The 10,357-nt window shown below is 38.4% G+C and carries 10 protein-coding genes and 1 pseudogene; 7 read left to right on the top strand and 4 right to left on the bottom strand.

The genetic code is table 11. The annotated features are described in order from the left end of the window. Positions 1-397 precede the first annotated feature (397 nt). From B5G52_RS18800 to B5G52_RS18790, 3 genes are all read left to right on the top strand, one after another. Complete coding sequence (locus tag B5G52_RS18800) at positions 398-883, top strand: YhfG family protein (protein ID WP_087534183.1); 486 nt, start codon at positions 398-400, stop codon at positions 881-883. After that, a complete protein-coding gene (locus tag B5G52_RS18795; RefSeq protein WP_087534182.1) occupies positions 876-1,460 on the top strand; it encodes a putative adenosine monophosphate-protein transferase Fic in 585 nt (194 codons plus the stop codon). Before B5G52_RS18800 ends, B5G52_RS18795 begins: the two co-directional genes overlap by 8 nt. Before the next feature lie 529 nt (positions 1,461-1,989). Continuing rightward, positions 1,990-2,415, top strand: coding sequence for a hypothetical protein (locus tag B5G52_RS18790; RefSeq protein WP_176372586.1), 426 nt, complete (start codon positions 1,990-1,992; stop codon positions 2,413-2,415). Between the two features lie 110 nt (positions 2,416-2,525). On the opposite strand, the gene bktB is transcribed toward B5G52_RS18790, so the two are convergent. Continuing rightward, complete coding sequence (bktB, locus tag B5G52_RS18785; protein ID WP_087534181.1) at positions 2,526-3,719, bottom strand: beta-ketothiolase BktB; 1,194 nt, start codon at positions 3,717-3,719, stop codon at positions 2,526-2,528. A 75-nt stretch (positions 3,720-3,794) separates the two neighbouring features. After that, positions 3,795-4,949: a YbfB/YjiJ family MFS transporter gene (locus B5G52_RS18780; RefSeq protein ID WP_087534180.1), complete on the bottom strand. Its 1,155-nt coding sequence runs from the start codon at positions 4,947-4,949 to the stop codon at positions 3,795-3,797. Between the two features lie 143 nt (positions 4,950-5,092). Here B5G52_RS18780 and B5G52_RS18775 point away from each other — a divergent pair, with 143 nt between their 5' ends. Continuing rightward, positions 5,093-5,929 carry a LysR family transcriptional regulator gene (locus tag B5G52_RS18775; protein WP_087534179.1) on the top strand — a complete coding sequence of 279 codons (837 nt, stop codon included), beginning with the start codon at positions 5,093-5,095 and terminating at the stop codon, positions 5,927-5,929. A gap of 139 nt (positions 5,930-6,068) precedes the next feature. Then, a pseudogene (locus B5G52_RS22570) lies at positions 6,069-6,595 on the top strand (ATP-binding cassette domain-containing protein); the annotation flags it as partial. A 461-nt stretch (positions 6,596-7,056) separates the two neighbouring features. Here B5G52_RS22570 and B5G52_RS18765 read toward each other — a convergent pair. Then, entirely contained in the window at positions 7,057-7,266 is a 210-nt protein-coding gene (locus B5G52_RS18765) for a hypothetical protein (RefSeq protein WP_087534178.1), read from the bottom strand. 79 nt (positions 7,267-7,345) lie between these two features. Here B5G52_RS18765 and B5G52_RS18760 point away from each other — a divergent pair, with 79 nt between their 5' ends. Both B5G52_RS18760 and B5G52_RS18755 read left to right on the top strand, forming a co-directional pair. Then, positions 7,346-7,852, top strand: a complete 507-nt coding sequence (locus B5G52_RS18760; protein ID WP_087534177.1) for a GNAT family N-acetyltransferase — start codon at positions 7,346-7,348, stop codon at positions 7,850-7,852. A 188-nt stretch (positions 7,853-8,040) separates the two neighbouring features. Continuing rightward, positions 8,041-8,295 carry a MetJ regulator of methionine regulon gene (locus B5G52_RS18755; RefSeq protein WP_087534176.1) on the top strand — a complete coding sequence of 85 codons (255 nt, stop codon included), beginning with the start codon at positions 8,041-8,043 and terminating at the stop codon, positions 8,293-8,295. Positions 8,296-8,487: 192 nt separating this feature from the next. On the opposite strand, the gene B5G52_RS18750 is transcribed toward B5G52_RS18755, so the two are convergent. Further along, on the bottom strand, positions 8,488-10,224 hold the full coding sequence (locus tag B5G52_RS18750; RefSeq protein ID WP_087534175.1) for an AMP-binding protein: 1,737 nt from the start codon (positions 10,222-10,224) through the stop codon (positions 8,488-8,490). Positions 10,225-10,357: the final 133 nt, after the last annotated feature.

The following is a 10,357-nucleotide window of genomic DNA, read 5'->3' as shown; positions in this document are numbered from 1 at the left end:
TGACTTTACGCGGGAAAACGAAAGTGCATGTATTCACTTCATTCCGCGGCAACTGTAAACTGTATTGCCTGGTTCATAATATAGAAAAGCTGCAAAACAGGCTGTATTAAGAAAGTTAAGTCCTTATTACCTCAAATAAGCCACTCAAACACCTGTTATACCTTTCAAAACGCCCATTAAAGCAACACCAAATCCTCTTTTTATATTTTACGTAAAATCGAAGTAACTAATTGAATCAAAATAGGAACTCGGCTATGGTTAATGCATCAAAATAATAAATTAAAAGACGAGTAATTCTACAGGCTCGTTAGCTTTCTTTTTGATCCAAGCTGCTATCTTTGCCAAATTATAGTAAACTAGATTTAAAGGCGCATATATATGCAGGAGAATGTTTTCTATGAAATACGAATTTGAAGTTTTAGCAGCTCTAGTACAATTTAAATATGTTAATACCAAGGTTATAGTTAATTCTACAGGTATTTCAGAAAGGAAAGTTCAATCAGTTCTTAAAGATTTGCACTCAAATCTAGGTATATGTATTAAAAAAAGAAGAGAGAATAACTCTTTTTATCTCTTTATAGAGTCTTGGGGTGCGTTCGAGACAGGCTCTTCAATTATTGAGCGCTTATATAAGTTGGATTTAGCAAAAGCTAAGGCCCGCCGAATCTCATCAAAACATCAGAGGAAACGTAAATTATTATCACTATCTGATAAAATTGAATATTCAAACTCAGTTAAACTCAAAAACTATAATGAAAGTCTTCGTTTGGAGGGGATATCATCTAAAAAACCTGATTTAAGTGCGAATAAGAAGCAGCTCCAAGATAAACGAAATGAGTTATTAAAGTATTACGCAAAAAGAGCACAATTAGTCAATGCTTGATAAATATGGTGTTGGGGATGATCCATATTGTTACCCCGGAACTAATTTACTTAAGAATAAGTTGTCAATTCAAGATGAAAAATTACTCTCTGAAGCGGAAAGAGACTTATCCTTTGTTGCCGCTGCAGCGATTGAATTCAAAGAGCCCCCATATGATTTAGCTTACCTTTGCAACATTCACCATGCTCTTTTTACAGATTTATACGAGTGGTCAGGAAAACTCAGAGAGGTCGATATTACTAAAGGGTATACTAGATTTTGTAATGTTTCATTTATCGAAAATGAATCTAATAAGTTATTAAACAAGTTGTCGCAAGATAACTATTTAGTGGATCTAGAATACAGCGAGTTCATTACAAAGTTATCTGAATATTATTGTGATCTAAATATGATTCACCCTTTTAGGGAAGGTAACGGTCGTGCTCAGCGTATTTTTTTTGAACATTTAGTTATTAATTCTGGGTTTGAGATATCTTTCGATGCTGTAAGTGTTGATGACTGGATTGAGGCAAATATTTTAGGCGTACATTGTGATTATTCAAAAATGAAAGCTGTTCTTAATATCTGTGTATCCTAAAAGCTAATCGGGTAGCCGGAGGTCTCCTCCAGCCCCCACACCACCCATCATGCGCTTTTTATTAACATGAAGTGCAATGGGCGGTTCATCTCCCGTAATGAATATTGATCCAAATATCTCTCAATGACACTAAGCCTTTTGAAGCTAAATAGTCATTGCCTAGCGCATTGTTTACTCTGTGATACCACATGCAATGGTTAGTCACTGACAGCCAGTTTTATTATGCGTCAACGGTATTGTTTTGTTCATAATATAGAAAAACGGCAATACACGATGCATTAAAAAAGCTAGGCCTTATAATCTAAAATAAGTCACTAAAACCACCGAAATACCTTCAAAACACCAATTAGACCAGCACTAAATCCTCTTTTTATATTTTACATGATATTGAAGTAACCGATTGCACGAAAATGGGAACTCAGCTATGGTTGATGCATCAATAAAAATAAATTAAAAACGAGTTATTCTATCAGCTTGTTAGGCATATACAGGATGTATAGTGATCGATTCAAATATTAATAAACCTCTTATGTTTGGCGCATCCTTTAGCGCAATTGCTGCTTTAGCTCATTTGGGGTGCATTATATTTGGTGGTGATTGGTACCGTTTTTTTGGTGCGGGTGAGCAAATGGCTAAAATGGCAGAAGCTGGTGAATCATATCCAGCCATCGTTACATCCGTATTAGTTTTAATCCTTTTCACTTGGTCTGTTTACGGGTTATCTGGCGCAAGGGTTATCGGTAAACTTCCACTGGTTAGAACCGCTTTAGTTCTTATTTCATCTATTTATATTTTACGTGGTGTTTCATTTATTATATTAATGCCTATGTTCCCCGAAAATAGCATTGTTTTTTGGCTAGTCAGTTCATCAATATGCTTATTTATCGGTCTGTTATATTCTGTTGGTACTTACCAGAACTGGTCAAACTTACGTGTGAATATACCCAATAGATAAACTGCAAAGTCAAATCTAGGCTTCAAATTAAAGCGATGACTTTATGAGCCATCATTTCACGCTGTTGGCTCAAAAGTGACACAATAATGAAGTTATAGTTGGCTAATGATTTATAATGCTTCAAAAATAGCGGCTATTCCTTGGCCACCACCTATGCACATAGTGACTAACCCATATTTACCATTAATACGTTTAAGCTCGTACAGGCATTTGGTAGATAATATTGCCCCGGTTGCACCAACTGGGTGGCCAAGTGCAATTGCACCGCCATTTGGGTTTACTTTATCAGCAGGAAAATTAAGCTCATTAGCTACGCAAAGCGCTTGTGCTGCAAAGGCTTCGTTTGATTCAATGACATCCATTTGCTCAATGGTTAAGCCAGTTTTTTTCATGACTTGTTGTACCGCAGGAATAGGGCCTATGCCCATTAAAGTTGGCTCTACGCCTGCTCTTGCATAACCAATTAAACGCCCAAGCGGCTTTAAACCTTGTTGAATGGCTTTATGCTCTGACATAAGTACTAATATGGCTGCGCCATCATTGATGCCTGATGAGGTAGCTGCAGTCACTGTACCATCGTGTTTGAAATACGGTTTTAGTGTGGCAAGCTTTTCACTTGAGGTATCAGCGCGTACGTGCTCGTCGGTATCAAACACATGGACATTATTTCGCGTTTTTATCTCAATAGGGACTATTTGCTCTTTAAAGTGTCCTTTGGCTATCGCTTTAGCTGCTTTATGATGACTTTGCGCTGCGTAAGCGTCTTGTTGGTTGCGGGTAATGTTATATTTTTCTGCAATGTTTTCGGCGGTGATCCCCATTGAGCTGTTATCCCATGGATCTTGTAATGTAGTGGTTAGCTCATCAAGCACTGTGCTATTCCCCATTTTTTGGCCCCAGCGGTTACTCTCTAGTGTGTAGGCTGAGCTACTCATGCTTTCTGCTCCGCCTGCTAAAGCTGCATCTACGTCACCTAGTTGAATTTGTTGGGCTGCTTGTATAATGGCTTCTAAACCTGAGCCACATAAACGGTTGAGTGTTACCGCATGACTACTAATTGGTAATCCTGCATCAAGGCCAATGACTCTGGATAGGTAAGCATCTTTAGGGCCATTATGAATAACTTTACCTATTACACATGAGCCCACTTGAGTTGGTGATATATTTGCTCTGGCTAATGCTTCTTTAGCGCAAAGTGTGCCAAGTTCTGCAGGAGTGAAATTTTTAAGACTCCCTCCAAAGCTACCGATAGCGGTGCGTACTGCGCTTAGGATAACTACACTATTGTTATTAAACTTTGTCATTTTTTGTCTCTTATTATTTTTATACCTATTTACTTATCAAAACATAGTTTGAGTTGTTATGTAATTATAAATTAATTACTTAGAACATTTTAAAAGCCTAAGCAAAAACAACGTACCAATCATTACTATGAATGCCGATAAATAAAGTGCCATATTATAGTTACCAAAATACGTTAAAAGGTATCCGCTGGGAATGGGGGCTATTATTTGTGCGGCGCCGTAGGCTAGGGTCATCGTGCCCATAAACCTTGCCGGGTTATTGGGGTAAAAGTTACCTGCCATGGTTAATACAAGACTTACACAGGCTATAAAGGTACCTCCAAACAGCAATACGCTTATTATAATTACAGGTAATGTATTACTTAGAGTTGGGAGCACAATACCAATTGCTTGCAAGGTGTATGCAGCTATTAAAGCTTTAATAAAGCCTGTACGCCTAGCTATCCGATCCCAAATTAATGCTGCGGGAATTGCTGCTATCCCTAATAATAAAAAAGCAAAGCTACCTTGTCCTTTTAGGCTATCAACACGCTCTACTATATCAACGATAAATGTAGAGCTAACTGCGTAGCCGTATCCTGCACAAAAATAGGCCAGCATTATTAATAATTTAAAGGTTTTAGTTGGTGGATTGTCTTTTTTAGTGAGCTTTATTTGCTGTTGGGCGCTTGGGTGAGGCATCCATAGCCATGCGGGTATTGCAATTACAGCCGCCATAACGGCTAAGGCTACCCATTGTTGCTGCCAGTTACTCGCTATGGCGAGCATATGCTCTACTAGCAATGATGTAGCAACAATACTTATACCCGCACCAGCAAAGTGTATCCCAAGCTCTGCGCGGTGATTATTGTTAACTAGCCATTTTAAAATAAGGCCTGAGGCAATAATAAACCCACCGGCGCCACAAGTACCTGCAATAAAACGAAGTAGTGCCCATACGTATACATTACTTGTTATTACCATTGCCGCAGAGGTAATAACACTCAAAATAAGGTAAATACGATGCAAGTTATATTTGTGATTTAAGTTATGCATGTTTGCAGCTATAAAAACGCCAAACATATAACCCATAAAGTTGGAGGTGGCTAACCAGCCAGAGCCTAGCTCGGTTAAACCTGCACCGCTTTGCATTATGGGGATGAGTAAGCTATACGAAAATCTAGCCACGCCAACGGTGACTATTATGCTGCAAATGCCCGCAAGGTAAGCACGTGTTTTTGTGATGGTCATTTGTTTGTTCTACTTTAAGTTTACGGTTGTTATTCGCTAAGAATACGTGGCTCTGCTAGTATAAAAAATTGAATTATTAAGAATTAAAGATTCTCAAAAAGAGAAGTGTTTAGTGGCTTATTTAAAATTAATGTAAGAACCCTATGGAAATATTAATACTTAAAACGTTTAAAGCTATTGTTGATGAGGGCGGTATTAAAGGTGCTGCTGAAAAACTTAATACTGTGCAATCAAACATTACTAATCGCATTAAAAAGCTTGAGCAAGAGCTAAATACAAAACTATTTACGCTAACTGGACGCAAGCTTGAGCTAACACCAAGCGGTAAACAGCTTTGTGATTACGCAGATAAAATATTGCAGCTCGAGTATCAGGCAACATCAGCAATTTTAAGTAACAAGGGCAGTTATGAGTTACGAATTGGCATGCCAGAAACCTTTGCAGCTGTACACATGCCTTTAGCTTTAAAGCAACTTAAAGATAATTACGCTCATATTAGAGCTAAAATTTTTACAGATACGAGCGAGCGACTTGTATTTGCCGTTTTAAATAACAAGGTTGATTGCGCCGCAATAGGTAATGCACCAAAACACGAAAACCTTGAAGTCATTCCTGTGGTGTATGAAGAGCTAGTTATGGTTACACCGCTAGATGGCGATCATTACCCTGTATTATTTGTAAGAGACGAGGGGTGTGGCTATAGAAAACATGCCCTTGTTTGGCAGCAAAAATCAGGGCGAGTAAATGATGAATTAATGATCATGAGTAGCGCTGATGGTGTTTTAGGGTGTGTATCTGCGGGCTTAGGTTACACAATAATTGGCAAAAATATGGTGGTAGGTAGCCGATACGAAAAATCATTGTGTATAAGGCCTGTTAACTTTGGGCCTAAGCATGTAGAGCTTTCTATTGTGTACAGAAAAGATTGCCCATTAGAGCCTGGCATACTTGCTTTGGCCAATCTTTTAAAAACAAATTAGCTAAGCAACTTTATTTAATTAGCATTCATCATATAAATATGACTTATCTATTAAGTTGGCAATGTTATAGTGTTTTAATTGTTTTCTGATATGGTATAACGTTCGTTGTATTCTAATTTCCCCTTAGTGGAGTGTGAATGTGTCAACACCTACAGCAATTAATCAAACATCACCAATAAAATCTCAACGCCCTAAAATATCAATAATTCTGAATTAAATAATGCTCTAACCGCTAAAAGCGAAGCCATTATTGAAGTGAATTCGCTAAGTTTTAGCATTAAAAACAACGCTATTTTAAAAAACTTAAACTTTACTGTGGGCTCGGGTGAAATTTACGCGTTACTTGGGGGGAAAGGGGCGGGTAAATCAACTACGTTAAAAACGTTATTGGGTTTTAATAAACCCACGTAAGGCTCAGCAAAAGTAGCGGGTAAAGAGGTTACACAAGCACTAGATTTTGTACGCGGAAAAACAGCGTATTTGCCATAGCTGGCAATTTTATACCCGAATTTAACCGCGTAGCCATGCAAGAAGGTACGTGGGAGCGTCATATGGAAACTTACTCTAAAGGCATGAGGAAAAAAACCTCAATTGCATTAGCCATTTTACGCGAAGCCCCTATATTTACTTGATGAGCCAACATCGGGCCTTGACCCTGTTGCCATTATGGCTGCTAATTGATAGCCCTGAATCTAAGCCTATAACTCTTGATAGATACGCGTCCTTTAGCCCATTGTGGATCACTTTGCCCAAATACAAGCACCAATTTGAACAGGTGATAGTTTAGCTCTGATTATGGCTTCTTTTGCGCATCGCGTGCCTAGTTAAGCTGGCGTGAAATCTTTAAGACTTCCACCAAAGCTACCGATGGTGGTACGTACCGCACTCACAATTACTACGCTGTGGGTATTTATTGTTGTCATTGTGATCACTTACTTGGTTAGCAATATGCGTCTAAACACTGATAAAGGTATTAATAAAACTACAATTTACCTTGAATCAAAAGGGGAGGAATCTTTTCGCTGATTATTAACCAAGAGTATTGGATGTGTATCCAAAGCACATATTGGAGTAGAAAAATGACTGAAATTACACGATAGCTAATGTCTCAACATGTGCTCAGTGAATTAGTTAGAAGCTTTGTTGAGCTCTCTTGCTGCTTGGTTTGGTAACAGTACTTCAATAATTTCTCTTGCAGGGAGGGTGTAACGTACACCGTCAAACATCACCGAAGTGAATTCGTCGATACTGGTAATGCCTGTTAGTGTCCAGCCTTCACCTCTTTTTGGGCAGTATACAGTTGTTGTTGGTTGAATAACTTTAAATTCTTCACTCATAGTAGTTACCTTAATACTTGTTAGTTGGCTATCTTAAGGTAATAATTAGCTTTGATAAAGTTTATTAACCCTTTTTACTATGCAAAATCCTGTACTTTTAGAACGAGTCTCTCTTAGTTTAATTGCCCATAAACATGCTCCAGCACTTTTAGCTATTTTAACGCAACCCCAAGTCGCAAAATATAACGATTACGCGTTGCCTCTTAGCAGAGAGGAGGTTAAGCAAATTATCCAAAATGACATATCAAGTTATTACAATCAAACAGGTTTGCGTTTAGCTATTTCAAATAACTTAGGTGATTGCCTCATGGGCAGTGTTGGTTTTTATGATATAAATGATACACAAGCTTGGTTAGGTTTTGAATTATCGCACCAATATTGGGATCAAGGCTATATGTATGAGGTTTTAATTAACCTGATCAATAAGCAGGGTTACGTTAATTGGTTGGAAAACCCTATTGCGACAATTTTTGCCCGAGTCGCAGCTGCTAACTGCAAATCTATACAATTGTTAACTAAAATTGGCTTTAAGCAAATCGATGACGAAACTTGGTGTTTTGCTCAACAGCCCATGGAACAGCTTTAAATCAGGTTTAGCCTTTTAGCTTAGAAATAAGCTCAGAAGCGATAACTTTTGAGTTGAAAAAATTGAGCTATAAATACCTAATGTGTTTGCTACAGTTGATTATGCTCCAGTCGCGAGGCGGGTTATCTATGTAAGTTATGTAAGTACTGTGTCTTATTAGCTAGTTATCATTTATTGGTGGTCAGTTTATGGAAACGTTCAGGTTAGTTATTCTTGTTTTAGCATGCCTTAGTATTCTTTTCGGTTATTTGCGTTTGCTCAGTGATGAAAATGGTAATGTGGATTTAAACAATTACCGCTTTACGGGTGGTCTTGGTAAAGTTCTTAATGGTGTATTTGAAGGCTCCCGTGATATATGTGCTCGCGAGCTCTCTACAGAAGCTATCTGCGCAATAGCAATATACATGGGCGTGATACTTTTTGTACTTGGTTTTAACATTTAATATATGAAATAGTAATTACCAGCATAGCGACTTTATTAGACTGCGGTATATCGTTATTTATAAGTTTAATGCGGCGAGAGGGTTTCGGTTTATCGAATATAAAAATTTAAGGAGCTAATTAAAGCTCCTCTATAAAGCATAAAAGGCTGAAATAATTATATAACCCTAATGCCTAATCTAGCAGGAGCATTCTTAAGAAAAAGCAGTTTCTTTTATGTCTTGTTGCATTTGCTCGCGCATTTTAAATTTTTGTAGTTTCCCAGTTACTGTCATTGGATACTCATCGACAAAGCGGATATGCTTGGGAATTTTGAAGTAGGCTAGTTTGTCTTTTAAAAATAAACGAATAGCCTCTTCATTAAGCACAGCTCCTTCACTTGGTTGGATCCAGGCACAGACTTCTTCACCATATTTTTCATCACTAATGCCAAATATAGCGGCGTCTTGTATACCTGGGTACGTATAGAGTACTTCCTCGATTTCCCGCGGGTAAATATTTTCACCACCCCGAATAATCATGTCTTTAATTCGTCCTACAATGGTAACAAAGCCTTCTTCATCCATGACCCCTAAATCGCCAGAGTGTAACCAGCCTTCATTATCAATAGTCGCGGCGGTTTTTTCTTCATCGTTCCAGTAGCAACGCATAATTCCTGCGCCTCTACTGCATACTTCACCTGGGAGGCCAATTTGTTGAATTTCACCGACTTCATTAATAATTTTAACTTCAGTGTGGGCTAAGGCGCGGCCTACTGTACTTACTTGTTTTTCTATCGGAGAGTCTGTTTCGGTGACATTGTTTATAGGGCTACATTCTGTTTGACCATAGCCAATCACTACCTCTTCCATATGCATTAATGTGTGTACTTTACGCATGACCTGCTCAGGGCAGGTTGACCCAGCCATAACACCAGTGCGTAAGCTAGACAGGTCGTAATTAGCAAAGTCTTTATGCTCCAGTTCTGCAATAAACATAGTTGGCACACCATGCAGTGCTGTGCAGCGTTCTTTTTCAACAATATCGAGTGTGGTTTTTGCATCAAATGAATCACTTGGAAAGACTGCGGTGGCACCTTTACTAATACAAACTAAATTACCCAACACCATACCAAAGCAGTGATACAAAGGCACTGGAATACAAAGTTTGTCTTTTGCTGTTAGCTTCATCGCTTCGGCCATTAAAAAACCATTGTTAAGAATATTTTTGTGCGTAAGAGTGGCCCCTTTAGGGTTACCTGTTGTGCCTGATGTAAATTGTATATTGATATCCTGATCAGCATTAAGAGTTGCAGCAATAGCGTCTAGTTCATATTTATGCGCAGAGGTCGGCATTGATAAAACATCTGCAAAACTGAACATACCCGGCGCTGACACGTTGCCAATACGAATTATATTTTTAAGATGAGGCAGGTTATGGCTATTTGTTTTTCCGGCTTCGGTGTCCTCAAGCTCAGGGATGAGTTCGTTAAGCATTGCAAGGTAATTGCTCGCTTTAAAACTAGACGCTGTGATAAGCGTTGAACACTCGACTGTATTGAGCGCATATTGTAACTCGTTGGGTCGAAATGCCGGATTGATGCACACCATGATTGCGCCAATTTTCGCTGTAGCAAATTGGGTTAAAGACCATTCAAGGTTGTTAGGAGACCAAATACCAACTCTGTCACCCGGTTTTACACCTAAAGCCAGTAAACCTTGTGCTAACTGATTAATCTGCTGCTGGTATTCTTTATAGCTGAGTCGAACATTTTGGTGGCTTACAATGATAGCTGGGTGTTCTGGGTTATTGTCGACAATACTGTCAAGGTAGTCACCAATTGTTTGATTAATTAAAGGGGACGACTGTGATCCTTTATAGTAGCTTTGTTGTAATGGTAAACTGTTCTGTGTAACTGAGCCAAGTTCAGTGGCGGTTTTACTTACTTGCATGTGTGTGCTCCATGTCATCGTGTGAGAGTGTACAATGTTAGAAAAGCATAAATTGTCGACAAATGAAAGTAAGTTAAGACCAATGTCTCTATTATTATTTGTTAAAAATAAAAAACGCGAGGAACAAAACACT

Origin of the sequence: Pseudoalteromonas sp. A601, from assembly GCF_002165575.1 — a bacterium.
Taxonomy (GTDB): Bacteria; Pseudomonadota; Gammaproteobacteria; order Enterobacterales; family Alteromonadaceae; genus Pseudoalteromonas.
This window is presented reverse-complemented; position numbering and strand designations above follow the sequence as displayed.

Coding starts and splice junctions, on each gene's coding strand:
- B5G52_RS18755 (WP_087534176.1), top strand. CDS start 8,041: ATGGAAACGTTCAGGTTAGTTATTCTTGTTTTAGCATGCCTTAGTATT.
- B5G52_RS18780 (WP_087534180.1), bottom strand. CDS start 4,949: ATGACCATCACAAAAACACGTGCTTACCTTGCGGGCATTTGCAGCATA.
- B5G52_RS18750 (WP_087534175.1), bottom strand. CDS start 10,224: ATGCAAGTAAGTAAAACCGCCACTGAACTTGGCTCAGTTACACAGAAC.
- B5G52_RS18800 (WP_087534183.1), top strand. CDS start 398: ATGAAATACGAATTTGAAGTTTTAGCAGCTCTAGTACAATTTAAATAT.
- B5G52_RS18760 (WP_087534177.1), top strand. CDS start 7,346: ATGCAAAATCCTGTACTTTTAGAACGAGTCTCTCTTAGTTTAATTGCC.
- B5G52_RS18790 (WP_176372586.1), top strand. CDS start 1,990: ATGTTTGGCGCATCCTTTAGCGCAATTGCTGCTTTAGCTCATTTGGGG.
- B5G52_RS18795 (WP_087534182.1), top strand. CDS start 876: ATGCTTGATAAATATGGTGTTGGGGATGATCCATATTGTTACCCCGGA.
- B5G52_RS18765 (WP_087534178.1), bottom strand. CDS start 7,266: ATGAGTGAAGAATTTAAAGTTATTCAACCAACAACAACTGTATACTGC.
- B5G52_RS18775 (WP_087534179.1), top strand. CDS start 5,093: ATGGAAATATTAATACTTAAAACGTTTAAAGCTATTGTTGATGAGGGC.
- bktB (WP_087534181.1), bottom strand. CDS start 3,719: ATGACAAAGTTTAATAACAATAGTGTAGTTATCCTAAGCGCAGTACGC.